The 26,416-nt window shown below is 46.3% G+C and carries 23 protein-coding genes; 19 read left to right on the top strand and 4 right to left on the bottom strand.

All coding sequences use genetic code 11. The annotated features are described in order from the left end of the window. Nucleotides 1-265 precede the first annotated feature (265 nt). From FHS60_RS05025 to FHS60_RS05010, 4 genes are all read left to right on the top strand, one after another. Complete coding sequence (locus FHS60_RS05025; RefSeq protein WP_183695872.1) at nt 266-751, top strand: T9SS type A sorting domain-containing protein; 486 nt, start codon at nt 266-268, stop codon at nt 749-751. After that, nucleotides 748-2,574 carry a T9SS C-terminal target domain-containing protein gene (locus tag FHS60_RS05020; RefSeq protein ID WP_183695869.1) on the top strand — a complete coding sequence of 609 codons (1,827 nt, stop codon included), beginning with the start codon at nt 748-750 and terminating at the stop codon, nt 2,572-2,574. The genes FHS60_RS05025 and FHS60_RS05020 overlap by 4 nt, the downstream gene beginning before the upstream one ends. Then, a complete protein-coding gene (locus FHS60_RS05015; protein WP_183695866.1) occupies nt 2,571-3,995 on the top strand; it encodes a hypothetical protein in 1,425 nt (474 codons plus the stop codon). Before FHS60_RS05020 ends, FHS60_RS05015 begins: the two co-directional genes overlap by 4 nt. Nucleotides 3,996-4,090: 95 nt before the next feature. After that, nucleotides 4,091-6,232, top strand: a complete 2,142-nt coding sequence (locus FHS60_RS05010) for a S8 family peptidase (protein WP_244957438.1) — start codon at nt 4,091-4,093, stop codon at nt 6,230-6,232. A gap of 204 nt (nt 6,233-6,436) precedes the next feature. On the opposite strand, the gene FHS60_RS05005 is transcribed toward FHS60_RS05010, so the two are convergent. From FHS60_RS05005 to FHS60_RS04995, 3 genes are all read right to left on the bottom strand, one after another. Then, complete coding sequence (locus FHS60_RS05005; RefSeq protein WP_183695861.1) at nt 6,437-9,865, bottom strand: preprotein translocase subunit SecA; 3,429 nt, start codon at nt 9,863-9,865, stop codon at nt 6,437-6,439. A gap of 128 nt (nt 9,866-9,993) precedes the next feature. After that, complete coding sequence (locus FHS60_RS05000) at nt 9,994-11,499, bottom strand: alkaline phosphatase family protein (RefSeq protein WP_183695859.1); 1,506 nt, start codon at nt 11,497-11,499, stop codon at nt 9,994-9,996. After that, entirely contained in the window at nt 11,496-12,689 is a 1,194-nt protein-coding gene (locus FHS60_RS04995) for an Lnb N-terminal periplasmic domain-containing protein (protein WP_183695856.1), read from the bottom strand. Before FHS60_RS04995 ends, FHS60_RS05000 begins: the two co-directional genes overlap by 4 nt. Nucleotides 12,690-13,633: 944 nt before the next feature. On the opposite strand from FHS60_RS04995, the gene glmS reads away from it, so the two are divergent. The 7 genes from glmS (at nt 13,634) to FHS60_RS04960 (ending at nt 20,656) form a co-directional block, all read left to right on the top strand. After that, a complete protein-coding gene (gene glmS / locus FHS60_RS04990; RefSeq protein ID WP_009346889.1) occupies nt 13,634-14,149 on the top strand; it encodes a methylaspartate mutase subunit S in 516 nt (171 codons plus the stop codon). Continuing rightward, complete coding sequence (gene glmL, locus FHS60_RS04985) at nt 14,146-15,510, top strand: methylaspartate mutase accessory protein GlmL (protein ID WP_183695853.1); 1,365 nt, start codon at nt 14,146-14,148, stop codon at nt 15,508-15,510. The genes glmS and glmL overlap by 4 nt, the downstream gene beginning before the upstream one ends. 22 nt (nt 15,511-15,532) lie before the next feature. Further along, complete coding sequence (locus FHS60_RS04980) at nt 15,533-17,011, top strand: methylaspartate mutase subunit E (protein ID WP_183695849.1); 1,479 nt, start codon at nt 15,533-15,535, stop codon at nt 17,009-17,011. A gap of 61 nt (nt 17,012-17,072) precedes the next feature. Next, complete coding sequence (locus FHS60_RS04975; protein WP_183695846.1) at nt 17,073-18,317, top strand: methylaspartate ammonia-lyase; 1,245 nt, start codon at nt 17,073-17,075, stop codon at nt 18,315-18,317. 16 nt (nt 18,318-18,333) lie between these two features. Next, nucleotides 18,334-19,692 (top strand): acyclic terpene utilization AtuA family protein, encoded by a 1,359-nt coding sequence (locus FHS60_RS04970; protein WP_183695843.1) that lies wholly within the window; start codon nt 18,334-18,336, stop codon nt 19,690-19,692. A gap of 71 nt (nt 19,693-19,763) precedes the next feature. Beyond that, nucleotides 19,764-20,075: a DUF4387 domain-containing protein gene (locus FHS60_RS04965; RefSeq protein ID WP_183695841.1), complete on the top strand. Its 312-nt coding sequence runs from the start codon at nt 19,764-19,766 to the stop codon at nt 20,073-20,075. Nucleotides 20,076-20,173: 98 nt separating this feature from the next. Further along, on the top strand, nt 20,174-20,656 hold the full coding sequence (locus FHS60_RS04960) for a hypothetical protein (RefSeq protein WP_183695838.1): 483 nt from the start codon (nt 20,174-20,176) through the stop codon (nt 20,654-20,656). A gap of 255 nt (nt 20,657-20,911) precedes the next feature. On the opposite strand, the gene FHS60_RS04955 is transcribed toward FHS60_RS04960, so the two are convergent. Then, complete coding sequence (locus FHS60_RS04955; RefSeq protein WP_183695835.1) at nt 20,912-21,682, bottom strand: TIGR02757 family protein; 771 nt, start codon at nt 21,680-21,682, stop codon at nt 20,912-20,914. Between the two features lie 126 nt (nt 21,683-21,808). Here FHS60_RS04955 and FHS60_RS04950 point away from each other — a divergent pair, with 126 nt between their 5' ends. The 8 genes from FHS60_RS04950 to FHS60_RS04915 all read left to right on the top strand — a co-directional run bounded on the left by FHS60_RS04950 (nt 21,809) and on the right by FHS60_RS04915 (nt 26,413). After that, nucleotides 21,809-22,423, top strand: a complete 615-nt coding sequence (locus FHS60_RS04950; protein ID WP_183695833.1) for a DUF4468 domain-containing protein — start codon at nt 21,809-21,811, stop codon at nt 22,421-22,423. A 132-nt stretch (nt 22,424-22,555) separates the two neighbouring features. Beyond that, nucleotides 22,556-22,810, top strand: a complete 255-nt coding sequence (locus tag FHS60_RS04945) for a DUF6965 family protein (RefSeq protein ID WP_183695830.1) — start codon at nt 22,556-22,558, stop codon at nt 22,808-22,810. A 12-nt stretch (nt 22,811-22,822) separates the two neighbouring features. Further along, the gene (gene queC, locus FHS60_RS04940) at nt 22,823-23,518 is read left to right on the top strand and encodes a 7-cyano-7-deazaguanine synthase QueC (protein ID WP_183695826.1); all 696 of its coding nucleotides are present in this window, start codon (nt 22,823-22,825) and stop codon (nt 23,516-23,518) included. A 48-nt stretch (nt 23,519-23,566) separates the two neighbouring features. Then, nucleotides 23,567-24,031 (top strand): preQ(1) synthase, encoded by a 465-nt coding sequence (gene queF, locus FHS60_RS04935; RefSeq protein WP_183695823.1) that lies wholly within the window; start codon nt 23,567-23,569, stop codon nt 24,029-24,031. A gap of 12 nt (nt 24,032-24,043) precedes the next feature. Continuing rightward, nucleotides 24,044-24,346, top strand: a complete 303-nt coding sequence (locus FHS60_RS04930; protein ID WP_009346901.1) for an FtsB family cell division protein — start codon at nt 24,044-24,046, stop codon at nt 24,344-24,346. Nucleotides 24,347-24,348: 2 nt separating this feature from the next. Next, nucleotides 24,349-24,702 carry a hypothetical protein gene (locus tag FHS60_RS04925; RefSeq protein WP_183695820.1) on the top strand — a complete coding sequence of 118 codons (354 nt, stop codon included), beginning with the start codon at nt 24,349-24,351 and terminating at the stop codon, nt 24,700-24,702. 159 nt (nt 24,703-24,861) lie between these two features. After that, complete coding sequence (locus FHS60_RS04920) at nt 24,862-25,578, top strand: DUF4369 domain-containing protein (protein WP_244957437.1); 717 nt, start codon at nt 24,862-24,864, stop codon at nt 25,576-25,578. Between the two features lie 127 nt (nt 25,579-25,705). Next, the gene (locus tag FHS60_RS04915; RefSeq protein WP_183695814.1) at nt 25,706-26,413 is read left to right on the top strand and encodes a type III pantothenate kinase; all 708 of its coding nucleotides are present in this window, start codon (nt 25,706-25,708) and stop codon (nt 26,411-26,413) included. Nucleotides 26,414-26,416: the final 3 nt, after the last annotated feature.

The following is a 26,416-nucleotide window of genomic DNA, read 5'->3' as shown; positions in this document are numbered from 1 at the left end:
GAGAGCTAAAAAAGTTCACTTTTTGGCTATTACTTCATAAAAATCTTATATTTGTCCACGAAGATGATATATTAAATATTTTCTCGGAATCAAAAGAGGAAGCATTAAATATCCTCACGTTTTTGATTTCAAGAGTTGCATTATTAATATTTTATTACAAACCGATAGAAAATATTAGTCCAAGACTCTAAAGAAAATAAGCAATAAATCTAGTCAGAAACATTACAATCTAATTGCAACATCATGTTTAACCAACAAATATTTTATGAAAGAAAAACTTCTAAAACTATTATTTGCGTTTCTCGCATGTTGCTCGTCGGCAGCTAATGCAGCCGATGGCGAATCGGCCGAAATTTTGGTCTTGAAATTCGCGGATGCTCGTACGGTAAAATTTCTGCTTGCTGACAAGCCGGAAATAAGTTTTGCCGATGGCAAGCTTATTGTCACATCACAGAGTCTTACCACAAACTACGAGCAATCACAAGTGGTGGAGTTCCATTTCACTAGCGTAGCGTTAGGGGTAGACAAGAATATAGCTGATGACTTCAGCTTCTCCTACCTCGACAATACTAGCGTATCTGTGAGCGGTACACACGCACGTTCAGTTTCTCTCTACGATATCTCTGGACGATTGGTGAAACGCCAGCACGTAGAGCAGGGCTGTGTCAATGTCAGCCTCGAGGGCTGTACTCCTGGCACATACATTCTTAACCTCGAAGGAGAACATTCATTTAAAATCGTAAAGAAATGAAAAAGACTTTATTCTTAACAGCATTATTTCTAATGCTCTCAAGTCTTAGCTCTGTAGCTCAGACAATTTTCACCAAAGTCAAACATTCCCACGCTGCAGAACAATCAGTAGCTAAGGCCGGAAACAAACAAGTATCACTTATTAGTGTTGTAGCTGCCTACTACAAGGCTGCATCGGACAGCAAGAAGAAAGATAACTACTATCTTGTACTCGCCGATACCCACAATGCATCATATAATGATGCCGAGGGAAGAATAGAAGCTACAAACTCAAACGTAGCAATGCTCGACCTCTATGTGCCACAAGGCTCAGGAGGAACACTACCAACTGGAAATTTTGTAGCCAATGGCAGTTCTGCAACAACTCAACAGGTATATGCTCCCGACTATTCTGAAACAGTCTACTACGACGCTCAAGGTAAAGCTTCAAATCATATACCCAGCGTGAAAGGCGAAATAAGTATCATACGCAACGCTGAAGGCACATACATCATCACCTTCACCGATACCGATGGCACAGTCTATAACTTTAAAGGAAACATAACTTTTACCAACATGAGTGGCGGCACTTCCGTCTATCCACAGATTTCATCAGACATAAATGCTACGTTTACAGGTGGAATGGCCTTCTACCATGGTAACCTAATGAAGTCAAATACGGGTAATATCTATATCAACTTGTACAACTGTGACTTCGATTCAGAGACAGGCGCGATGAAAGCAAAAGGTTACAATCTCTCTATTTGTGCCTTTAACCGTCTCTTCGGAGATCCGAAGAAAGCCACCGTACTGCCTAGCGTCTACACTGTTGCACGCAACTTCAACAAGGAAACTTATTTCCCGGGAATGGAGATTGACTACAGTGGAATGACTGTGATTATGGGAACATATATAAAGCAGCGCAAGGCTATGAGCGGAGCTGACACTGACTATGCCTACGGATACATCACTGAGGGGACGATAACTATCACCGAAGGCGACAAGGAAAACACGTTTAACTTCAACATCGACTGCACTACCGACCGCGGGCACAAAGTGCGTGGTACGGCACACAATGTGGCTTTCACCTATGTAGACAAATCAGACGACAAAAAGAAAGCCATAGTATCTAATCTCAACGATGATGTTACTCTTAATCTAAATTACATAAAGACAGCACGCGTCTATCACCTCGGTCTCCAGAACGGCGTCAACGTATTCTCAGTAGATATTGGCTCACCCAGCGGTAAGGATGGTAATGAGGGTGATCTGTTCAAAATGGAATTCCAGACTGCGCCCAACGCCTCTGGTATTGTTCCAGGAACTTATGAGCTTATGGAACAGAATCATTTATGGACAAAACTCTATGCTCCCTACAAGATGACACAAGGCTATTTCGACGAGTGGGGAGAACTAATCGGAACGCGCTACTGGCACTTCGCAAAAGACCGCTACCAGGTGGTAGACACGTTTGCTGTTGTCACTTCTGGACGCGTCAGTGTAGAATTACTGGAGAACAATAACTACAAGTTCACCATTGATGTGACAGACGGCAATGGCTTCCTCATAAAAGGAATATGGAGTGGTCCGATGGAAATTAATTACGACCCTACATCCATATCAGAAGTCACAGATAGGGAATACACTAATATCCACTTCGAAGGCAACACCCTCGTACTTGATAGAGAACAAAAAACCAATGCTACGACGCATATCTTTACAGCTGATGGCCGCTTAGCACTTGTCGCTACCGGCACACGTCGCATCGACATAAGCCCCCTCGGCAAAGGACTTTATATAATAAAAACAGGTGACAAAGCCATAACTAAATTCGCAATAAAATGAAAAAGACATTTATAATCATAGCTCTCGCTCTCGCATCGACAGTGAGTTGCATAGCACAAGAACATAAACACATCATGACAGTGGTGCAAAAAGACGGAAAGCAAGTAACATATTTAGTTGACAATGTAGAACGTGTGACTTTTAGCGAACGTATAAAACCGACACTTGATAACCAATGGGCACTCGATGACAAGATAACAGGTATTACAAATGTGGTAATAAGTGAAACAACCGATAGTTGTAGGGTAAGTCTCTATGGAGACTCTCAAACCAATGCTACTACTCCCGATATCGCTATAACACTTCCAGCAAGTCTTATGGGTAAAGACATAGACCTAACATCAGATGATGCTGAACATGTGACCATACGCAAAGAAGGAGTCAAAGTAAAACCAACAGGTATGTTATCTGTGAAGTTCGACAAGTTCGGCAAAAATATCATGGTAACATTAGAGAGTGAGCTTGATGGTGGCTTAGAGTTTCGTGCAGTCTACAAAGGAACATTTGGTCGTTCCTATGACAGTAGCTTAGCTATAAAGATTACACCTACTGAAGGTGAAATTACTACAAGTCATATAGCCAGCGCATTCCGCATACAACCGATATCAGTGGGCGATGCCACACATTTGGCATTCTCCGATGTAACTGCCAGCACACCCAAAGATGCACTACAAGGAAAATATGCCATTTGGATTAGCGTGGCAGCCTCAAAACTTAATAGCTCTGTCGTCAATATGGCAACTGATGCCGAAAGTTACACCTTCCGCCTTATAGACTATACTACAGGTACCGTCTACGACAAGGTAACAGAAGGAACAATTACCACTGCCGTTGACTTCGCAGGAAAGCAATATGTGCATGTCATGGCAACGCTTGACAATGGTATGCAAGTAGAGGCCGATTATCTGGGACAGTATACAAACGTGGACGACCTCGACCCAATGATTCCTACCCCTGTAATGCAGAATAGTTACCACTACTACAACTCAGATGGTGAAGAGACAAACTCTGCTATCATAGAGAAGGTTCTCTATAAAGATAAAACTTCATATATGACTCTCTACCTATATCCTAAGGGTAGCACATCAAAAAATGATGATTCAAGGATAGAGCTGCAGTTCAGTATAGCCCTGCTCAACGCAGGAAAAATAGATCTGTCACAACTCAAAGATGGCGATATGTTCTCACTAAAGTACACCGCAGGCGGTATTCAACTCACATCACCCGATGCAAAATATATGGGCTATAGTAATGTTCCCAACAATGGTACGCTTACCATTAGCCGTGACAACGAGGGCAAATACTCTGTATTTCTCGATGTAAAAAACCGCTACAACTGCAAGGCCAACAATATTGTAAATGGTGGCGACAACACGAGGCTTGTAGTCTCGTTTAACGGAGAGCTCACAGGCAAATATTAAACTTTTATTATACAGAAAATGACAGGCGGATGCACTAGTCGCGATGCAAAGTCATGACTTGGGCATCCGCTTGCAATGAACGCAGGAACAAAGAAATGGGAAAAAACGTTCTTATTACAGCCTCCCTCTTTTTATTTGGAGTGCTGGCAAACGCGCAAAAAATATCGCCCTACACAAGTTTTTTACTCATGGGCAACAGCAACGCAGCACGTCTTGAACCACTCTCGCTGAACAATAATCGAGTCGAAGCTTTTATCTCAATTACTGATGCTTTAACTCTTGACAGCATCACCTTTTTAGGCGGAGAAGTGCACAGTCAACTCTCAACTTCACTCATAACAGCTTCACTACCTGTAAGTAGAATTGAGAAAGTAGCCTCACTCAGTGGCGTAAGATATGTGCAGGCGGCCACCGAGGCACGCTTGCTCCTAGACGAGACTCGCAGAAAAAGTCGTATAGATGCATGCCAAACTGCCACAATTGGTACAGGAGACTACACTGGCAAAGGCGTGGTAATAGGTATAGTAGACAATGGCTTCGAATATGCCCACGTTGATTTCATGAATAGCGAAGGTTCTGACACTCGCATAAAGCGAATCTGGGATCAAAACTCTACAGCAGGAAACGCGCCTCAAGGCTACAACTACGGAACTGAATACACCTCTCTTGATGAAATGAAAGCGGCCAAGACTGATATGTACTCAGTTTTCCATGCCACGCATGTAGCTGGCATTGCTGCCGGTAGTGATATGACTACCAAATTCTATGGTGTTGCCCCCGAGGCTGATCTTGTATTTGTAAGTTTCAAACAGGGCAATACCAATATCGTAGATGGAATAAAGTATATATTTGACTACTCTAAGAGCGTAGGAAAGCCAGCCGTAGTAAACATCAGCCTCGGCTCTCACATGGGACCACACGATGGTACTTCAGCCACAGATCAAGCATTCGCACAACTCGTAGGACCTGGCCGCATCATAGTGGGAGCTTGCGGTAATGAAGGGCGTGAGAACTTGCACGCAAGCAAAAAATTTACCGAAGACGATACAACTATGAAAACTATGCTGGGTTACTCTACTTCTACGTCTATAACAAAATCGGCGTATGTTGACATCTGGGGTTCAAAAGGAGCAGATATCTCAGTAAAAGTGGCCGTGGTTGATGGTCTTCGCGGCAAGATATTAGCAGAATCGCCCGCAGTTTCTGCATCAGGAACCAACGATGTAAAATTCATTTTTCCTGATGGATGCGACGTAGTGGGTACTGTGCAACTCGCTGCGACTGTCAATCCCGATAACAATCGCACCGAAGTACTGCTGATGAGCCGTGCTACACAAATTTCTGAAAACCGCAAGATTGCTATTATTGTCAATGGCGCACCTGGTGATGAGGTGCATATGTGGAACAATGCTACTGGTGGCATATTCGCTTCACCCAATAAGCGTAGCTGGACTAATGGAGACAATAGTTACACCGTAGGGGAATTAGGGGGTACAAGCGAAAATGTTATATCGGTAGGATCTTACAATTCTAAGATGTCCTATACTGCACTTGATGGCGCCATCTACGACATTAACACGAATCTCGTGGGTAAGAAGGACGATATATCGGCCTTCTCTAGCGTAGGTCCAACGGTAGATGGTCGTACAAAGCCAGACATTACAGCTCCTGGCGCAGCTGTAATCTCGGCAACTTCACGTTATTACGCTCAGCTCAATACATCAACAGCTGTTGCAAAAAGCGGTAACGACTACTACGACGTGAATATAGGAACATCAATGGCTTCGCCTGCTGTAGCGGGGACTGTAGCCTTGTGGCTACAAGCTAATCCACAGTTAACGCCGACCCAGATTCGCGATATCATATATGCCACTGCTATTCGCGATGACTTCACAGGTGAATCCTCTACCGACAACTTCCATTGGGGAGCAGGAAAACTTGACGCATACGCCGGACTCAAACGCATAATAGAGTCCACAGGTGTCAGTGACGCAACAATTTCCGATAAAGCTTTCAAGATTGTCTGCAACCGCTCTACACGTTCTGCTACCGTATATTTCGTGTCCAAAGGACGGGATGCACACCTTATAGTCTACGATACAATGGGGCGCAAGATGCTTAGCACAGATCTTAAAACGAGCGGTGAGCATGTCAACTTATCGCAACTTACCGCAGGTGTATATGTATTCAGACTTCAGCTCGGATCCGTATCATACTCTTTCAAGGCAGTGCTATAGGACAATTATCCGTAAAATAGAATCTACAGACAAAATGTTTTACGACATTACCAATGGAAAGGAGTAGAAAGACGCTTTAATACTTCTCATCCATAAATCTAGAGAACGAAAAAAGACAGTCACTCAATCTGTAGAGATGAGTGACTGCCTTTCTTTATATGTGTCTTGTTTAGGCTTATAGGCCTAAATCGTTAGCCAATTGTCTTAGACAATGCCTTTGCCGTGGCAGTTCTTAAACTTCTTGCCACTACCACACGGACAGAGATCGTTGCGACCCGGCATCTTGTCTTTCACGATGGGCTGCTGCGGATGTTGGGCACGCGTATCCTGTCCTGCTGCGGCCTGCTGGCCGGGAGTTCCCAGAGGATCTTCGCTACCGCGGTTGGTCGTGTAGTTCTGATTTTCGTGAATTTCCTCTTCGGCCTCACGAACTCCCTCAGGAGCTGCTACAGGAATCTGGCAGCGCATCAAAGTGCTAACGCTGTTGTTGTTGATGCGGTCCACCATGTCGTCAAAGAGCTTGACACTTTCGAGCTTGAAGACGAGGAGCGGGTCTTTCTGTTCATAGGACGCGTTCTGCACAGATTTCTTCAAGTCGTCAAGAGCGCGGAGGTTCTCCTTCCAAGCATCGTCGATGTTATGGAGCAGAATGGCCTTCTCAAAGTCACGCGTCACTTCCTTGCTCTCGCTTTCGTACGCCTGCTTCAAGTTTGTGCGAATGTTATAAACAAGGCGTCCATCGCTAATAGGAATGAGTATGTTCTCATATTGCTCGCCCTGATTTTCATACACCTGCTTGATGACAGGCATAGCCACTTCTGCCAAGCGATCTGTACGGCGGCGAAAATTAGCTACTGCTGCTTGGAACGATTGTTCCATAAGCTCATCTCGGTTCTTATTGAGCAGTTCTTCCTCTGTAAAGGGAATTTCCATCGCCATAATGTCAAGGAACTGTTCGCGGCAGCGTTCATAGTCGTTGCTAGCTCTGTCGATGATGGTAACAATGCGGTCCCAAATCATGTTGGAGATATCCATGCCTATGCGCTCTCCCATGAGCGCATGGCGGCGTTTCTCGTAGATTACAGTACGCTGCTTGTTCATTACATCATCATATTCCAACAAACGTTTACGGATACCGAAGTTATTCTCTTCCACTCTCTTTTGCGCGCGTTCGATGGAGTTGTTCACCATTTTAGCTTCAATCATTTCGCCATCCTTGAAACCGAGGCGGTCCATAACTTTGGCGATGCGTTCGCTAGCAAATAGGCGCATGAGTTTGTCTTCCAGACTGACAAAGAATACTGAAGAACCTGGGTCGCCTTGACGGCCTGCACGACCACGCAGCTGGCGGTCGACACGGCGACTTTCGTGACGCTCCGTACCAATGATGGCCAAACCACCAGCATTCTTCACTTCATCGGAAAGCTTGATATCGGTACCACGACCTGCCATGTTTGTTGCGATAGTCACTGCACCCAAAAGACGTTCTTCTTCGCGAACGTCGCCCGGATTATTGTCGTTGATGCTCTTCTGATATTGTTCTGCGCTTTGCTTATCGCCGAAAGCTCTACCATCGGCTGCAATGTAGGCTTTGCCCAATGTACTCTTACCTGCTTGCGCAACAACCTGTGCCTCCTGTTGGTGGAGTTTTGCATTAAGAATCTGACGCGGAATGCGGCGAAGGTCAAGCATACGGCCCAAAAGTTCGCTGACATCAACGCTAGTAGTACCTACGAGTACCGGACGGCCTTGCAGACGCATCTGTTCGATTTCTTCGATAACGGCCTTATACTTCTCACGCTGCGTACGGTAAACGCGGTCGTTCATGTCGTTACGAAGGATGGGGCGGTTTGTTGGAATCTCCACTACATCCAACTTGTAGATATTCCAGAACTCACCTGCTTCTGTAGATGCAGTACCTGTCATACCGGAGAGCTTGTGGTACATACGGAAATAGTTCTGTAGCGTGATGGTAGCAAAGGTTTGTGTGGCAGCTTCTACTTTCACGTGCTCCTTAGCCTCCACAGCTTGGTGCAGACCATCGCTCCAGCGGCGGCCTTCCATAATACGACCCGTCTGTTCGTCTACGATTTTCACCTGTCCATCCATAACGACATATTCTTCGTCGATATTAAACATGGAGTAGGCTTTGAGGAGCTGCAAGAGAGTGTGTACACGGTCGCTTTGGATTGCGTACTCTGCCAGCATTTGGTCTTTCTTATCGACGCGCTCTTGCTCACTTAGTGTTGTGTCGGCCTCTACTTCCGACATTTCAGAAGTAATGTCGGGAAGAACAAAGAGTCTGTCGTTGTTCACTTCTTTAGCCAACCAAGCACTACCTTTATCCGTCAGGTCGACAGAATTCATCTTTTCATCAACAACAAAGTAAAGCGGCTCGACAGCTTCGGGCATTCGTTTGTTGTTATTCTCCATATAGATTTCTTCCGTCTTGAGCATACCAGCTTTTACGCCCGGTTCGGAGAGGAACTTAATGAGCGGTTTGTTTTTAGGCAGAGCCTTGTGGCTGCGATAGAGAGAGAGGAAGCCTTCTTCAGTCTTTCCTTCAGCAATCAGTTTCTTCGCTTCGGCAAGATACTCAGTAGCGAGTTTTCGCTGGACATTTACAAGGCGTTCTACCAGCGGTTGATACTGCTCATACATCTGATCGTCGCCCTTAGGCACAGGACCAGAAATAATCAGCGGCGTTCTGGCATCATCAATAAGCACTGAGTCGACCTCATCGACAATCGCGAAGTTATGTCCACGCTGTACGAGATCTGCAGGGCTCATCGCCATGTTATCACGAAGGTAGTCGAAACCAAATTCGTTATTCGTACCAAAAGTAATATCGGCCAAGTAAGCCTGACGGCGAGACTGCGAATTAGGTTCGTGTTTGTCGATGCAGTCTACGCTGAAACCATGGAACATATATATTGGGCCGTTCCATTCAGAGTCACGCTTGGCGAGGTAGTCGTTCACCGTCACCACGTGAACCCCGTTGCCGGTCAGCGCATTAAGGAAGACGGGCAGCGTAGATACAAGTGTTTTACCTTCACCCGTAGCCATTTCGGCGATTTTACCTTGATGCAGAACAACACCACCAAAGAGCTGAACATCGTAGTGGATCATGTTCCACGTTACCTCATTGCCGCCAGCAACCCAGTGGTTCTTATAGAGAGCTTTCTCTCCTTCAATGGTGACGAAGTCGTGCGTGGTGGCCAGTTCTCGGTCAAAGTCGTTGGCTGTAACCTCTATGATTTCGTTTTCAGTAAAGCGGCGCGCTGTGTCCTTGACGATGGAGAACACTTGAGGCATAACTTCGTTAAGCGCCTCTTCGTAGCGTTCAAGAACATCCTTTTCGAGTTTGTCGATTTGATTGAAGATAAGTTCGCGATCCTCAATAGGAGTTTCTTCGATCTTTGCTTTGAGCTCGGCTATCTTTTCCTTGATGTCGTCCGCAGAGTGCTGAACTTTTTCTTTCAGTTCTTGCGTCTTAGCTCGAAGGCCATCATTGTCGAGCGCCTCAATCTCAGCGGCAGCTGCCTTAATCTTTTCTACAAGCGGCTGAATCAGCTTCATGTCGCGCTGACTCTTGTCGCCGAAGAGCTTTTGGAGGAATTTAATTATATCCATATTTGTATTTTTTTGTTATCAAATGAAGAATAAAAGGGATTGTTGTAATGTTGCGTCACTATATATATAATGAGTGGTAGCAACGAGGTGTTTGTCACCGTTCACTTGCGACAGACGAATTGTAGCCATTATTTGAGCGGCTGTAGCTTGCAACCGTTCGGGGCTCTAATACGAATCGCCTTGCTGAGTGTTGGGGCGATGTAGTCGATGGTTACGGGTGTTGTTATCTCCTCGTGGGTGATGGCGTAACCAAAGAAAATGATAGGAAACGGGATATATGTTGCCCGAACCTGTTGGTTTTTCTGATCGTCAGTATTGGTGTAGCGCCAACCAGGAGCCACCTCAATGAGGATGTCGCCCGAAGTGCGCGCGTTATATCCGTTGCGAATTTTGCTAATACCTGGTGTCCAAGCTCCTTGTATGAGGCGCTGTGAAGTATAAACATCCTTTACGCCGTCAAGTTGCAGCAAGAAATCCTGGCAACGTTCCAAAAGTTCGCCAAGATTGATTTGCTTATTTTCTATGAACTTTCTGTTGAGGTATATCTGCCGTCCGTAGCACGCCTCCACATAGTTTCCTTGTCCATAGACTGCTGCGAGGTACATATTGAGCAAAGAAGCAGAACGCTTCATGTCGAATGTCCCTGTCGGCACACTATATTTGCGTAAATCCTCGTTTTCGTCTTCTTCGGATGTCCCAGTAGACGTTAGAGCAATCAAAGTGTTTTGCAGACCGATGCGGCGGTCGATGGCCTGGAATAGTTCTGCCAGCGAGCGGTCAAGACGAACGTATGTGTCTTGCAATTCCATCGATGGCTTTCCGCCTGCATAGAAAGTGAGCGATAAAAGGTCCGAAACTTCGTCCTGCCCCAACATGCTACCATTTATAGCCGTTGACGCGAGGCGAGCCACCATTTCGTTCACAAGTCCGCTTGTCTGAAGCTGGGTTGCCGAAAGTTTGTGAGCAAAAGGCTTCTTCATGCCTCCCGAAGGGAAGTAATTGAAGTTACCTACCAGTTCGTTGAGTGGTTTCCAAAGCGTTGGTAGCGTTTGGTTATTGTCGGCACGTGCCCATGAAGGCAATGTTCCGAAATATGCTGAAGTAGTCCAGCGTCCCGTTCGCGCATCCATCCATACAGTAGCATCTGTAGAATGACCGCCAGATAGAATGGCGCATTCCTTAAGAGGAGCTATGGAATAGACGAGAGCCCGCCCATTGGTGGCTATCTTCATTTCATCGCCCAGTGTGGAGACGCTCAGATATTGTGGGCTATCATTAGTGCCTGTGCAGGACACGGGGCGCAACGTCTTGCGATCAGTCCAGCGCAGACCTATGATGCCATGATCTGAAGGGGTTGTACCCGTAGAAATAGTTGCTGCTGTTGCAGCGTGGTCGGCCCAAGCCGAAGGATTTTCTGCTTGTGAATAAACAAGTCCTTGTCCCATTAGTCGGCGGAAGCCATCAGGCCCATAGAGCGGCATAAAAGCCTGGACGTAATCGCTACGCAATCCGTCAACAAGTATGTTCACTACAAGACGCGGGACGGCTGTTCCAGCTGCTGCAGGTTCTGCAGCCGCCAACACCGTTATTGCGGTGAGAAGGGAAATAAGGAATCGTCCTTGTTTTGTAGTCATTTGTCAGAAGAGGTGCCAGCAAGCAGCGGTCTGCATCGCCAGCGGATGATAGAAATAAGCCCGCGTATCAGCAAACACAATGCCAAAAGCTGCATGGCTGTAGGGATTGTTTGTAGCTGTAGGCCAGCAACAACCAGTGTAAATACGGCTGCGAGTGTCCCATATAAGGGGAGATAATAGTCCTGTAAGCCTCGGTGTTCACGCAGTATTTTGATAGGAAGCCAGACGAGAGGAATCGGATTGAGGATGCCGATGAGCCAGTTGCTTCCTACTGCTGGTTGGGCAGAGAAGAAGAACAGCACAAAGACCACCAAACCTGCCAAGCCCTGCACCAGAATCAGCGCGTTGTCGAAACGGCGAAAAACGCGTCCCGTGCGGAGTTCGCACCAACTAAGCGCCACAGTAGAGCACAAGAGCAGTAAGGCTACCATGAGCGGTGTGAAGGCCGTGGGAGAAGCCTTGGTTTGAGCCACCTCTACCACTATTTTTTCATCTTTCAGCAAAGGTATGCTGTTGCCCAGACTGTCTTTGGTTGTTGTGTGGGTAAGCATTTCTTTCGCCAAGATGGGGAACATCATTCGTGCGTGCTGATTGAGCAGTGTGTCCACCTCACATCCCAGAATAAGGTCTTGTCCAAATTCCAGCCAAGGAGAATCCTGCGTATAACTATGAATGATTTCGCGATAGGTTGTAGGGGGCTGCTTATCAGCAGGTAGAGCGAACGATGCCACTTTTCCTATCATGTCGATAGCCCGCGAGGTACAGTTGTCGCGCAGAAAGTTATAACGATAACTTCTGTTCTCAGGCTGTGCATTGAGTGCAAGATACTGGAATAGTTCTGCCGTTTGTTGGGCAGAGATATTGAGCGTTTGTTCCGTCACGGGGCGTTGTCGCTCAGTATATTCGGCCGAAAAATCGGGAAAACTTACCACTCCGAGAATATAGTCGGCCTTTCCGAGCGTGAATTCCCAGGTAAAGCGGCCGACATCTTGGAAAGAAAAAATCCCGTAATTAAATACCCAGTCGTCGCCCGTTTTTGTGTTTTGAATGCGCAAAGCCGTATGGCCGTAAAGCTCGTAACTCTTCGTGCCTGGAGCACATGTCAGCAGACTGGCTTTGAGCGAGTCAGACTGGGCGGCTAATGGCAACGCGAGCAACCAAGAAATCAATATGTACAAGTATTTGCGCATTCAGCCGCAAAGTTACGAAAACAAATGTAACCAATCCTTTTCGTCTGTGATAAAATCACTCCTATATATAAAATAAGGAAAATTTATGCTACATCCTCTTCCCTCCTTTCTCCACTCCAAGGGGATTTTTGCGTTCTCCCTTCTATTTTTCCATGGTTCCTATAAATCTGCGTAAAGTCTTTTTCCATGCTGCTACCAAGCCTTCCTGTTTTACCGCCCGATTATTTGACAAACAACTTTTTCAATCTAGCGCGAGAGAAAGTGCTTCAAAGTTGAATCTCTCAGTTTTGCGTTCTTCTCCTTCTTAAAAAGATGACTTCTTCCCTCAAAGAAACCCACTTTTTTCTCCCAAAAATCTCTTTTTATCCTTATTTTGGATGAAAATACAATAAAGTTGTCCGCCAACATCCTTATTGCGTCCGCGGATATCCTTATTGTAATTGAAATTCCCCTTATAGGAATTTTAATTCCGCCTATAGAAATTTTATTTTCTCCTTGAGGAATTAGAAATTGCCTTATTGTAGTGGTGTTTCAAAACGGCGTTCTTTTCGGTCGAAGGCGTTTGAGTTGGATTTCAAACGATTCTCAGGGCTATAGAATACGAAAATTCTTAACAAAACTAGCAACATATAACCTTTTTCTTTTCTTCGTCAAAATTTCGCCTTATTTCTCCTCCAAGAAATGTATAAAAATTCGCGAAAACCTGCCGAAAAGCAGATTTTTGGCAAAAAGAAAGATTTTTATCAATAAAACCTTTGAAAAAATGTAAAGTTTCAAATTTAACGCCTTATATTAGGCGGTGTAATGTTAATCTGACACTAAAAACAACCTATAGTGAGTGTCTGCGGAAAGATTTTAGCCAGTTTCGAGTAAGCTAGTTTTGCTCGTCAGTTGGACTAAGTAAATCGTCCGCCAGTCTTCACTATCAAAAAAAAGATTATGCTATGGATAAAAAAACAATTGTCATTGGCGTTATTGGAGCCGATGTTCATGCCGTAGGCAATAAGATTATTGATTTGACGCTGAAGCAAAAAGGCTTCAACGTGGTAAACCTCGGTGTGATGGTCTCTCAAGAAGAATTTATTGAGGCAGCTGTTGAAACACAGGCCGATGCCATCATTGTGTCGTCCCTTTATGGTCACGGCGAGATCGACTGTATGGGCTTCCGCGAAAAGTGCGACGAAGCGGGTCTCAAAGGTCTACCTCTCTTCGTAGGAGGTAACCTCGTAGTGGGTAAGCAAGATTTCAAGGATGTTGAAGCACGCTTCCGCAGCATGGGCTTTGATTATGTTTATCCGCCCAGTACGCCAATAGAAAGTACAATCGTCGATATCCGCAAAGCTTTAGGACTGCCAGAATCAACGGCAGCCACAGCTACTGAAGAGGAAGAAGCCATAAACAACTCGGCTCTGCAAGCTGCCACTGCCGTTGGAGCAATCACTGAAGATATTCAGCTATGAAATATCTAGCAGTCGACATAGGAAGTACTTACACAAAAGTGACAGCCATTGATGGCGACTTGCGAAAGGTTGTGGGCACGGCGCGCGCGTTCACTACTATTGCGGACGATGTCACGCAGGGACTTGACTGCGCCTTGGCTGCATTGGGAGATTTCGTATGGGACGACATGCTCGTCTGTAGCAGTGCTGCAGGTGGACTAAAGATGGTGGCCCTCGGCCTTGTTCCCGATCTGACTGCAAAAGCTGCTCGCACAGCCGCCTCAAATGCAGGGGCGAAAGTGATGCAGACGTTTGCCTACGAGATAAGCAAACGTGAAGAGCAAATAATCTACGATCTGAACCCGGACCTCGTATTGCTCTGTGGCGGTACGGACGGGGGAAATAAAGAAGTGATAACGGCCAACGCGCGCCGTCTCTGCTCCATTGAGCGCCCTTTCACCACCATCATTGCCGGCAACAAAAGTGCGTCCGACGACATTGTCGAAATCTTTGAAGCAGCAGGCAAGCCCTATGTGCTGACGGAGAATGTGATGCCAGAGTTCAACCAACTCAATATTGAACCCGCGCGCGATGCTATTCGGCAGTTGTTTATCTCTCGCATAGTAGAAGCCAAAGGCCTGTCAAAGGTGCAGGCTCTAACATCCCACCAAATTATTCCCACACCGCTTGCCGTTTTACAAGCCTGCGAGTTGCTGAGTCGAGGAACGGAGCTACAAGAAGGTTTGGGCGACTTGATGGCTGTCGATGTGGGAGGAGCTACCACAGATGTCTATTCTATGGCCTCGGGCGAGCCAACGATGGAAAGTACACTTACTAAAGGTCTTCCAGAGCCTTGGAGTAAGCGCACCGTAGAAGGTGATTTGGGTATGCGCTATAGTCTTCCTCACGTTTTAGAACAGATGGAACATCCGTCCGCCGAACTTCGCAGTTGGGTGGAGCGTTGTGTGGCACAGCCCGAGACGTTGGCTTTGGCCGACAGCGAAGAAAAGCAAATGGAAGAACTGTTGGGAAGCATGGCGGTCTCTGTGGCCGTTGAGCGTCATTGTGGGCGGATGGCCGATGTCTATACACCGCTCGGATTGATGCATACTTTGGAGGGGAAGGACTTAATGAGTGTTCCGCTGATGATAGGCATTGGCGGCGTACTCTTAGGAAGCAATCATCCGGAAGAGATACTGAAAGGCAGCATCTATGATTTGCGCCATCCCGAGATAGCCAAACCGCGCCGTCCGCGCTTCGTGCTCGATGGCCAGTATATATTTGCTGCTATGGGCATGCTCTCTCAAACCAATCCCGAATTGGCTTTCGAACTGATGAAGACCACTTTGAAGGATGTGGGAACAACCTCTCGTTCAGTATAACTTATAATCTTATAATACCAATATGGAAACCAAACTAAAAAACGAAAGAATTCCAGAAGGTGAATTTATGGCCGAGCGACAAGAGGTCTTGGCCCAGTGGCCCACGGGTAGTGGGGTCGATTTCAAAGAAGCTGTTGACTACCAGCTTAAAATTCCTCGTGAAAAACGCTTTGGTGAAAAACTCCAAAAGGCTGTTGCCGATAAAGTGACATTAATACAGCCGCGCGCAGGTGTGGCTCTCTATCGGGAGCAGATAGAGTTGCTGCAATATCTGGAGGATAAAGGCGGAGCAGACCTCCTGCCGACCACCATCGACAGTTATACACGCTTGAATCGCTATAATGAAGTGGAAGTGGGCATCGAGAAAAGTAAAATCTCTGGCCGTTCTATGCTCAATGGTTTCCCAGCTGTCAATTACGGTGTTAATATCTGTCGCATCGTTACTTCTGCGCTCCGCAATCCAGTGCAGGTGCGCCACGGCACGCCCGATGCTCGACTGCTCACTGAAATAACGATGGCAGGCGGCTTCACCTCTTATGAAGGTGGCGGCATATCTTATAATATCCCGTACTCCAAGAACCATTCTGTGGCAAAAACTATTCGCCATTGGCAATATACGGACCGGCTCATTGGTATGTATGAAGAAGCTGGCGTTAGCATCAATCGCGAACCCTTCGGACCGCTGACTGGTACGTTAATTCCGCCGAGTATCAGTAACTCCGTGGCCATCATCGAGGGATTGCTGGCTGCAACCCAAGGCGTGAAGGATATTACTGTGGGCTATGGCCAGTGTGGCAATTTGATACAAGATGTTGCAGCCATCCGCGCCCTGGACCGAATGGCCAAAAAGTATATGCACAAGTATGGTTTCGACGATACTCGCATCACAACGGTGTTCCACCAATGGATGGGCGGATTCCCCCAAGATGAGTCGAAAGCCTTTGGCGTGATCAGTTGGGGAGCTGCTGCCGCTGCTTTAGCAAAGGCCACGAAAGTTATCGTAAAGACTCCGCATGAGGCCTATGGCGTGCCGACGAAAGAAGCCAATGCATCTGGACTTCGCGCAACGAAGCAGCTCATTTCCATGCTTCGCGACCAAGATCTCCGCAACATACCCGAAGTCATCAAGGAGTCGGAGATCATTGAAGCCGAAATGAAGTGCATCCTTGATAAAGTAGAGGAACTGGGCAAGGGCGATATGGCTCTCGGTGCAGTGGCTGGTTTCGAAGCCGGCGTTCTTGACATTCCGTTTGCGCCTAACCGCAACAACGCGGGTAAGGTTCTCCCTGCGCGTGATGATAAAGGAGCTATACGCATCTTAGAAATGGGCAATCTTCCTTTCTCTCAAGCTCTGAAGGACTTTCACCGGGAACGACTTGAAGAACGTGCGCGCCACGAAGGCCGTCCCGTTAGTTTGCAAATGGTAATTGACGATGTCTACGCCATAGAAAAGGGTTTCCTTGTGGGACGTCCCGAAACAGAGAATATAATGATTGGATAGACACTCTGATGAGTCTGCCAATACAAGCAACCCATAACATAACAAAATAATTGATACCACTATGAAAATCAAGAAAGTGATTTGCTCAGCAGGGAAAACAGGTTTTTTCTTTGACGATCAGCGCGCCATCAAAGCTGGAGCGCGCAACGATGGCAACTTCTATACGGGCGAGCCTGTTACGCCAGGCTTTACCAGCGTTCGCCAAGCTGGTGAATCCATCTCTGTTCTCTTTTTGCTCGAAGATGGCCAAATGGCTCATGGAGACTGTGCTGCAGTACAATACTCTGGTGCGGGCGGCCGCGACCCTCTGTTTTTGGCCAAAGACTTTATACCCGTCATTGAAAAGGAAATAGCCCCGCGCTACGAAGGTTTGGAAATCACCTCTTTCCGCGAGTTGGCTGATATCGTAGATAAAATGGTGTCGCCTACTACTGGTAAGGTTTACCATACCGCCATCCGCTACGGCATCACACAAGCCTGCTTGGATGCAGTGGCCAAAAGTCAACACAAACTCATGGCTGAAGTTGTGGCCGAAGAGTATGGCACGAATGTTAGTGAGGAGATGATTCCTATCTTCACCCAGTCGGGCGATGATCGCTACCTCAACGCCGATAAGATGATTATGAAGGCGGCCGCCGTCCTGCCTCACGCGCTATTCAATCACGTAGAGGACAAAGTGGGCTGGAAAGGTGAGAAAATCCGCGCTTATGTTGAATGGCTTCGCAATAGAGTAGTTGAGAAACGCCCATGCCCCGATTATCACCCCGTATTCCACATAGATGTGTACGGAACACTTGGGACTGTTTTCGAGAATGATTTCAAACGTATAGCAGAGTACATCTCCGAATTGGCCGAAGTAGCTAAACCTTTCAAACTACGTGTGGAAGGTCCCGTAGATATGGGCGAAAAGCAAGCCCAGATAGAGGCGTTAGCCGCTATCCGCCGCCACATGGAGACTATCGGTACTGACGCTGAGATTGTGGCCGATGAATGGTGCAACACCTTTGAAGATGTGCGCGACTTCACAGAAGCTAAAGCCGGCCACATGGCACAAATTAAAACGCCTGACTTGGGAGGTATCAACAACTCTATAGAAGCTGTGCTCTATTGTAAAGAACATGGAATGGGCGCTTATTTGGGTGGTACTTGTAACGAAACAAACCGCTCAGCCGAAGTATGTGCTCACATTGCTATGGCTACTCGCCCCGTGCAGTATCTTGCCAAACCAGGAATGGGAGTGGACGAAGGTTATATGATTGTATATAATGAGATGGCTCGAATTCTGGCCGTCAGAGCAGCAAAATAGAAAAGGAGGACTCGCTATGGAAGAATTGAAAGTTTTATCCCCAACGGCCATCCTCGGCTATGGCTTTCCGGAGCAATCCTTTAAAGAAGGAATGCGCCGCCATCCAGATGTCATAGCCTGCGATGCGGGCTCGACAGACCCAGGCCCATACTATTTGGGCGCAGGCTATAGTTTTACGGACAATAATGCTGTGAAGCGCGATCTTTCTATTATGATACCTGCCGCTCTGGAGGAGGGAATCCCCCTGATGATTGGAACGGCTGGCGGTTGCGGTGCTCGTCCGCACGTAGAGCTTACGGTGGATATCATCCGAGAAATAGCGCGTGAGCAGCATCTCCATTTTAAGATGGCCGTGATTGATGCTGAGTTTGAAAAGGACTTTATCAAAGAAGAGTTGCGCAAAGGAAATGTCACTCCGCTTGGTCCTGCTCCGGAACTCACTGAAGAGAGTGTTGACGAATGTATTCATATCGTGGGACAGATGGGCGAAGAGCCATACATGAAAGCCTTGGAAATGGGGGCACAAGTGATCCTCGCAGGCCGCTCTTATGACCCGTGTGAGTTTTCAGCCCTTGCCATCAGCAAAGGATTTCCGAAAGCGCTCGCTATCCATATGGGAAAAATCTTGGAATGTGCAGCTATCACGGCTTTGCCAGGAAGTGGCTCCGACTGTATGCTGGGAACGCTTCGCAAGGATAGTTTTGTAGTAGAACCGCTCAATCCTGAACGTAAATGTACCACGCTCTCTGTTGCGGCCCATTCTCTTTATGAGAAAAGCAACCCTTACGAACTTCCCGGTCCTGGAGGTGCTATCGACTTGCATAAGACCACTTTCACGCAGTTGAGTGATAGCCAAGTGGAAGTTCGAGGTACAGAGTTCGTTCCTACGGAAGACTATTATGTCAAACTGGAAGGTGTGCGCCGTGTGGGATACCGCACCATTTCGCCTGCAGCTACACACGACCCTGTTATGATTAGTCAGATAGACGAGGTTATTCGTGGCGTACGTAGTAGGGTGGAAGATAATTTCAATATGAAAGATCGTCGGGATATATGGCTCGACTTCAAAGTCTACGGTAAGAAAGGCGTCATGCACATGTTCCCCGAAACGCCCGAATCCTCGTCCGACGAGTTGCTCATAATCATTGAAGCCGTTGCTCCCACGCAAGAGGAGGCCAATACGCTCTGCTCGTTTGCGCGCAGTACTATGTTGCACTACGGCTATGAGGGACGCATCTCCACAGCGGGAAATCTTGCCTTCCCTTTCTCGCCGAGCGACTGCCGCATGGGAGAGGTGTTTGAATTCAATGTCTATCACCTATTGCGCGTAGCAGATCCTTGTGAGCCGTTCCCCATACATTTGTTAGAACTATAAGAAAATGAAATCATTGTCCCTTCGTTTTATCCTCTGAGAGGGACTTTTGATTAAATATTATTTATAAAATCATGAAACTAATAGATATAGCTTCTGTTATTCGAAGCAAAAACTCAGGGCCTTATGAGCTAACATTCGATGTTATTTTTAAGGACTTCGAAACGTATGGGAAGGTGAAAGCTGCACAAGCTGTGAGCAAGGAGAAGTTTTGCGCACTCTATGGCATTCCTGAAACCGATGTGTTTCACCTTGTTTATTTCGACCCTGCAAAGGCTGTAAAAATAACTATCCGCCGCCCTATTCCTAGTGGAGCTTTGGGAGAAACCGACGTCTATGGCGCACAACAGCACGCGCCTCTTATGGGAATGGAAATAGAAATCTAACAATTTTTCTCAATAACGATTAGATGGGTTCCGCCGGCACAGACTTTTGTTTGGTCGGCGGAAATTTGTAAGTTTGCCGCAATCAAAAGAGAATCATTATGAGTAAAAAACTTTTATATGCCGTTATGCTCATGACTATTGCCTTAGGACTGAGCAGCTGCAAGGAAAACTATTCCAATGGAGAAAAGGTAGGTAATCTTATAGAGTTCACACGCAAAGGTGTGATATGGGATAGTTGGGAAGGTCGCCTAAATCTTACTCAAACGGGGATGAACACCAGTGGCGCGCCTTTTTCTTTCTCGTTCGATAACGACCGTTCCGATCAAGACTCTTTGATTCACCTGCTTTATCAAGCACAAGTTGAGGGGTGGAAAGTGAAACTGAAATACCACGAGGTTTGGGGACTTAAAAATATCTTTACCAATCGCGGCGAGACCGATTATTTCGTGGACGATGTCACTGTGCTTGATAAAGACTTTGCAAATGTTGCCAAGCGTCTCAATAGTACATCCCAACAAGGCCGAGTTGTTGACACAATCTATGTAGTTTTAGATAAAAGTGAACTGAAAAGACAAAGATAGGAACTACAGCGCAAAGAGTTTCTCCTAAACCGCTATTACTGTTCATATTACGATCCGAAAATATCCTTATTGCGTTTGAAAATACAATAAGGATATCAGCTGACATCCTTATTCTGTCAGCCGACAGCCTTATTGTATTCACGAGTCAGAAGGGAAAAAGAAATGCTCAGCACATAGAAAGCGGAAGAAGATATCCTTCTTCAACCGCATAAAATAAGAAAGCTGTTTACAAAAACCTAAAGGCTCTCCCCTTCCCTATTCTTCCACAAATTCAGCCGCATTAACGCCGACGCCAAAGAGGGCAAAATCGGCACGCAGAGGGTCGGTAGGGAAAATTTCAAGAAGGCGATCAGAAAGTCGGCGCACTGCCGACATCGACGCAGTGCGAGAGGAAACGAGTCCGAGTAAAAGAGCTTGATTCAAAACATGAGTATCCAAAGGAATGAGAAGAGTGCGCTTGTCGATGAATGACCATAATCCCAAATCCACGGGGGAAGCATCGCGCACCATCCAGCGCAGAAACATACAGATACGCTTGCAGGAAGATTTTGCATTCTTCGGTACCAAATGCCCTACATCCCACAGGCAGAAATAAGCGGTCAGCACTTCAACGGCTTGCAGTCCTGTTGTGGCGTATTGCTGCACAAACTCGCCCAGCGTCCCATACTCATGCAAGAGCGCATAAAGTCCCTCCAAGAATTGGCGTACATGACGCCACTGGTCGAGACGATAAAAGCAACGCTCCTCATCGGGCACATCTAGGCGGAAAGTTCCACTCCGCAACCAAGTATCGATTTGTCCGGCAGAAACATCTAGAAAAAATTGGATACGCGGGAAAAAGAGTTGCCTATTACCATAACTGAAAACGGAAGCAATGAAGCCCATCAACTCTTGATTACTCTGCCCCTCCACCTTGTGCATGAAACAACTCGGGTCTCCTATCAAGAATTCTGCTACCTCATATTTCTTCGCCGCAGCATCCAACAATGCTGCTAAACGCTTCTTTCCTATTCGCTTTTTTCCCATACGGCCGCAATATTACAACTTTTTCATAAAAGAACGAATCAGAAAGCGTCCACATTTATTTAGTTTTTTCACACAACAGACCAAAAGTAATTCATTATATTTGCACACAAACTAAAATAGGAAACAATGAAAATCCGTAAACTACTTTTCCTGCTCCTCCTCTTACCGCTAACAGTTGTGGCTCAGACAGAGCAAAAATATCTGAAAGGTGCTGTCCCCGTCAACGAACAAGGTGTGGTGGTCTTCAGCCATACGTACGACGTGCCTGGCACAAGCAAAACCGAAATTCTGAAACGGCTGACCGACTTCACGCAGCAACAACTCATCAAGGGAGAGAATGCCCTGCCGCAATGCCGCATTGCGGAGAGCGATGAAGCCAACGGCCTCTTGGCTGCACGCATCGAGGAATATCTCTACTTCAAGAAAAAGGCATGGGTGACCCATCGCACTCGTTTCTTCTATGATGTTATCTACCAAGTAGAGGACAACAAATTCACAGTGTCTCTGCAACGACTCCATTATATATATGAGCCGGAAGAAACTCCGAACGACAAATTGCAGGACTACCGCGCTGAAGATTGGATTACAGACGCTAACGCGCTCACCCCAAAAGGTCAGTTGACCCGCATGGCTGGAAAATTCCGCCGCTTCACTATCGACCGCAAGAACGAAATTTTCCGTGAAGCCGCTAAAGCCGCAGGCGCACAACTGAAAACAAAGACAGTTGTCGTAGAGGAATAAGAAAGAGAAAAAAGACTTTAAGAAAAAGCTGTACGCACGGGATGTGAGCATACATTGTTCACATCCTGCCTTAGCATACAAGTATAGGCATTCTGCAAAGATTTCACTAATTTTGCAGGAAATACAGATTTTATGGCTGCACGAAAACCCATAGTACTCTACACAAAAGAGGAAGTGAACGCTCTGACCGACTGGCTCGCGGCGCACAAGGACCAAATGCCCGACTCGTTAGAACTAGACCGGGCAACGACTATTCCAGACGTAAAAAAAACGTGCCACCTGATGAGCGAAATGGCTCTAGACGCGTATGAACGTCCTGGTTTGAAAGGTCACATAGAGATTCTCTTTCGTATCCAAAAGAAGCTGCAAGATTTGGGGATAGAATAGCGTTAGAAAATAATGAACAACGATAAAGTATTAGTAGTATTCAGTGGTGGACAGGACTCCACCACCTGCCTCTACTGGGCAAAGGCCCATTTCAAAGAGGTTTACGCACTTGCTTTCATATATGGTCAGAAACATGTACTGGAAGTGGAACTAGCAGAAAAGATTGCTAAAGAAGCAGGCGTACATTTCGACAAAATGGACGTGAGCTTCATCGGGAGTTTGGGCAAAAACTCACTGACAGATACCACCCTGGAAATGGATCAAGAAAAGCCTGCTGATAGTTTCCCAAACACGTTTGTGCCGGGACGTAATATGTTCTTTCTGAGCATTGCAGCCGTCTATGCGCGCGAGCGTGGCATCTTCCATCTTGTCACGGGCGTTTCACAAACAGACTTCTCGGGCTACCCCGACTGTCGGGACTCGTTCATCAAGAGTCTTAATGTGACACTGAATTTAGCCATGGACGAACAATTTGTTCTCCATACGCCGCTGATGTGGCTGGACAAATGCCAGACATGGGCCTTAAGCGACGAGCTGGGCGTGCTGGACTTGGTGCGCCACGAAACCTTGACATGCTACAATGGCATAGCAGGCGATGGGTGCGGACACTGTCCCAGTTGCAAACTGCGTAAGCATGGCCTTGATTCATACCTAGAACTAAAAGCAGCAGGTAAGACACCTTTCGACGTGATGCACCCGCAAGAATAAAACGACCGGCACTGAATAGTCGGTATTTATATACCTATATAATATATTATGGCTTCAAATAGAGAAAATGAAGGTCTGAACACGCTAGGGCGTAAGACCGAATATAAGAGTGACTATGCTCCAGAGGTGTTAGAATCTTTTGTAAACAAACACCCCGATAACGATTACTGGGTACGATTTAATTGTCCAGAATTTACCAGTCTCTGTCCCATCACAGGACAGCCCGACTTTGCAGAAATCCGCATCAACTACATTCCCGATGTACGCATGGTGGAAAGCAAAAGCCTGAAGCTCTATCTTTTCAGCTTCAGAAACCATGGCGATTTCCACGAAGACTGCGTGAACGTTATTATGAAGGATCTCATCAAGTTGATGGACCCGAAATACATTGAGGTAACGGGCCTTTTCACCCCGCGCGGTGGCATCAGCATCTTTCCCTATGCCAACTATGGCCGAAAAGGAACAAAATACGAAAAGCTTGCTGAGTACCGTCTACAGCAGCACGACCTCTAAATCCAAGCTCTCATGGCACCTCTTGCAAACATCGGTAGGTTTGTACTGAAGCATAAGTATCTCTTTACAATTGCTTTTTTCCTTCTTGTTGTTGGACTTCTCGACAACAACAGCCTCTTCTATCGCTATCAACTACATCAGCGCAACCAGGAGATGATCGAACAAATTGCAAACTACGACAAGCAGTATGAAGCAGACTCCGAACGTATGCGCGAACTATCCCAGAGCCCGAAAGCAGTGGAGGACGTGGCGCGCGTGAGCCTTGTCATGAAGAAAGATAATGAGGATGTTTATCTCATAGAAGAACAAAAATAAGAATGGAACGACTTTTTCAACTAGGAGGTATCCTCCTACTTATCGGTGCAATACTCCCCATTTTTCTTAGTCAGGAAAAATTCATCTACGCCGCAATAATCTACACTGTTGGGGCTATTCCCTTTGCCATTGTGCAGTTTCGCCAACACTACAAAGGACATGACATCGTGATTCGTCGCCTGCGCCGACAACAGGTGTCAGGAGCAATTCTTCTGTTAGTTACAGCCGCTCTAATGTTTACAGAATACTTCCACCTACGCCCATTGACAGGCGATCTGTGGAAGCTTTCTCTCTGCATTGCAGCGATATTCGAAGTCTACTCCGCCTTTCGCCTTGCATCCCTTAACAAGGAATAAGTACAGACAACATTATCCGAACTACTCCTCGAGGGAGGCGAAGAATCGTTAAAAGCCTTGGACAAATCGTTAAATGTACTATAAAACAACATTTTCTAACAATTAGGGCAAAACACTTTCATTGCCGCAATGTATATTTGCAATACAAAAGAAAAGGACATGCGACAATTTTTATTACTACTCATATCCAGTTTGTTCCTAACTTCATGTACGGAACAATACAACATAGCTGGTAATTCGACAGTACCCGTTCTGGACGGGCGCATGCTCTATCTGAAAGTAACTTCCAATGGTATTGTTTCTGAAAACATTGACTCGTGCAAAGTGATACATGGCAGATTCAATTTCTTTGGTGCTGTGGACTCTATCGTACTTGCACAAGTATGCATGGACAACGAGAATGTAATGCCTATCGTGCTTGAGAATGGCAATCTCACAATTTCTGTGGACAATCTCGGACAACGCGTTTCGGGAGGCCCACTTAATGACCGCCTCTATAAATTCTACCGTCAGAAGAACCGCATCGACAACGAGATGTGGGAAATACAGGAAAAAGCCATCAAAATGATGCTGGCAGGTTACTCCATGGATGTCATCAACAAAAAGTTCGGAAAAAAGGCCGATATGCTCAATAAAAAATCTGAAGAGTTGGAAACAAAATTTATTGTAGATAACTCTGACAACGTATTAGGCCCTGGATTCTTTATGATTCTGTGTAGTCAGTACCCTACTCCCGTAATGACAGAACACATCAGCAATATTTTACAGCGTGTTCCGCCTACTTTCTTCTCGAACCCCTGTGTGAAATCCTATATTCATAGGGCAAAGCTGAATCCCATGAGTAAACCTTTCAACAATTCTTGCGTATATAATTAAGTAAGAATAGATTTTAACCCTTTACCATGCCTTTGCCTTTGCCTTTACCCACAGACGTATTTTTCCAAAAATTTTGCTCATCGGGCGGATTGGCGTATCTTTGCCAAGCAAATGGCTTCGTATCAGAATGCAGCTTACCATTGACATAGGAAACACACGCGCAAAGGCGTCGATATTTGATAAGGACAAACTCGTCTTTCAAACGGTTTGGACCGACAACGACGAGGAGGAGATTCTCAATATCATTCAGAAATTCAAGCCTACACGCTGCGCATTCTCCAATGTTGGGCATGAGCGCCTACTCATCACAGAGACTCTCCATCGCTTTGGCATTCCTGTGCTTCGCATTAGTGCAACCACGCCCTCGCCGGTGCACAATCCTTTTCCAACATTAGGCAGTGACCGCTTGGCGGCCATTGTTGGAGCTGTGACATTACTACCCCATCGAGAGCTTCTCGTGATTGATTCCGGAACCTGCGTCACCTATGATTATATAGATGCTGACGCAAATCTGATTGGAGGTAACATATCGCCAGGCCTCATGCTGCGCCTGAAAGCTATGCACGATTATACAGCACTCCTTCCGCTAATCCCTATCGAAGGAGAAGTACCTGAAGCTGGCTACGATACTCCAACGGCTATGCGTGTAGGCGTTGTTCGTGGACTACAATACGAAATCGAAGGCTTCATCAGAAATTATGCCGAACGCCACCCTCAGCTAGAGGTTTTTCTTACAGGTGGTGACAGCAAACTCTTTAGCAGCGATTTGCAGCAACGCATCCATATAGAGCCACAACTAGTGGCCATCGGACTCAACCGCTTGCTCTTAGCATAAAAC

Origin of the sequence: Alloprevotella rava, from assembly GCF_014195585.1 — a bacterium.
In the GTDB taxonomy this organism is placed as follows: domain Bacteria; phylum Bacteroidota; class Bacteroidia; order Bacteroidales; family Bacteroidaceae; genus Alloprevotella; species Alloprevotella rava.
Note: the sequence above shows the minus strand (reverse complement) of the source record. Positions and strands in the feature narration are given on the sequence as shown.

Bases quoted from the DNA above. Each gene is read 5' to 3' on its own strand.
- FHS60_RS05025 (WP_183695872.1), top strand. From the start codon at position 266: ATGAAAGAAAAACTTCTAAAACTATTATTTGCGTTTCTCGCATGTTGC.
- FHS60_RS05020 (WP_183695869.1), top strand. From the start codon at position 748: ATGAAAAAGACTTTATTCTTAACAGCATTATTTCTAATGCTCTCAAGT.
- FHS60_RS05015 (WP_183695866.1), top strand. From the start codon at position 2,571: ATGAAAAAGACATTTATAATCATAGCTCTCGCTCTCGCATCGACAGTG.
- FHS60_RS05010 (WP_244957438.1), top strand. From the start codon at position 4,091: ATGGGAAAAAACGTTCTTATTACAGCCTCCCTCTTTTTATTTGGAGTG.
- FHS60_RS05005 (WP_183695861.1), bottom strand. From the start codon at position 9,865: ATGGATATAATTAAATTCCTCCAAAAGCTCTTCGGCGACAAGAGTCAG.
- FHS60_RS05000 (WP_183695859.1), bottom strand. From the start codon at position 11,499: ATGACTACAAAACAAGGACGATTCCTTATTTCCCTTCTCACCGCAATA.
- FHS60_RS04995 (WP_183695856.1), bottom strand. From the start codon at position 12,689: ATGCGCAAATACTTGTACATATTGATTTCTTGGTTGCTCGCGTTGCCA.
- glmS (WP_009346889.1), top strand. From the start codon at position 13,634: ATGGATAAAAAAACAATTGTCATTGGCGTTATTGGAGCCGATGTTCAT.
- glmL (WP_183695853.1), top strand. From the start codon at position 14,146: ATGAAATATCTAGCAGTCGACATAGGAAGTACTTACACAAAAGTGACA.
- FHS60_RS04980 (WP_183695849.1), top strand. From the start codon at position 15,533: ATGGAAACCAAACTAAAAAACGAAAGAATTCCAGAAGGTGAATTTATG.
- FHS60_RS04975 (WP_183695846.1), top strand. From the start codon at position 17,073: ATGAAAATCAAGAAAGTGATTTGCTCAGCAGGGAAAACAGGTTTTTTC.
- FHS60_RS04970 (WP_183695843.1), top strand. From the start codon at position 18,334: ATGGAAGAATTGAAAGTTTTATCCCCAACGGCCATCCTCGGCTATGGC.
- FHS60_RS04965 (WP_183695841.1), top strand. From the start codon at position 19,764: ATGAAACTAATAGATATAGCTTCTGTTATTCGAAGCAAAAACTCAGGG.
- FHS60_RS04960 (WP_183695838.1), top strand. From the start codon at position 20,174: ATGAGTAAAAAACTTTTATATGCCGTTATGCTCATGACTATTGCCTTA.
- FHS60_RS04955 (WP_183695835.1), bottom strand. From the start codon at position 21,682: ATGGGAAAAAAGCGAATAGGAAAGAAGCGTTTAGCAGCATTGTTGGAT.
- FHS60_RS04950 (WP_183695833.1), top strand. From the start codon at position 21,809: ATGAAAATCCGTAAACTACTTTTCCTGCTCCTCCTCTTACCGCTAACA.
- FHS60_RS04945 (WP_183695830.1), top strand. From the start codon at position 22,556: ATGGCTGCACGAAAACCCATAGTACTCTACACAAAAGAGGAAGTGAAC.
- queC (WP_183695826.1), top strand. From the start codon at position 22,823: ATGAACAACGATAAAGTATTAGTAGTATTCAGTGGTGGACAGGACTCC.
- queF (WP_183695823.1), top strand. From the start codon at position 23,567: ATGGCTTCAAATAGAGAAAATGAAGGTCTGAACACGCTAGGGCGTAAG.
- FHS60_RS04930 (WP_009346901.1), top strand. From the start codon at position 24,044: ATGGCACCTCTTGCAAACATCGGTAGGTTTGTACTGAAGCATAAGTAT.
- FHS60_RS04925 (WP_183695820.1), top strand. From the start codon at position 24,349: ATGGAACGACTTTTTCAACTAGGAGGTATCCTCCTACTTATCGGTGCA.
- FHS60_RS04920 (WP_244957437.1), top strand. From the start codon at position 24,862: ATGCGACAATTTTTATTACTACTCATATCCAGTTTGTTCCTAACTTCA.
- FHS60_RS04915 (WP_183695814.1), top strand. From the start codon at position 25,706: ATGCAGCTTACCATTGACATAGGAAACACACGCGCAAAGGCGTCGATA.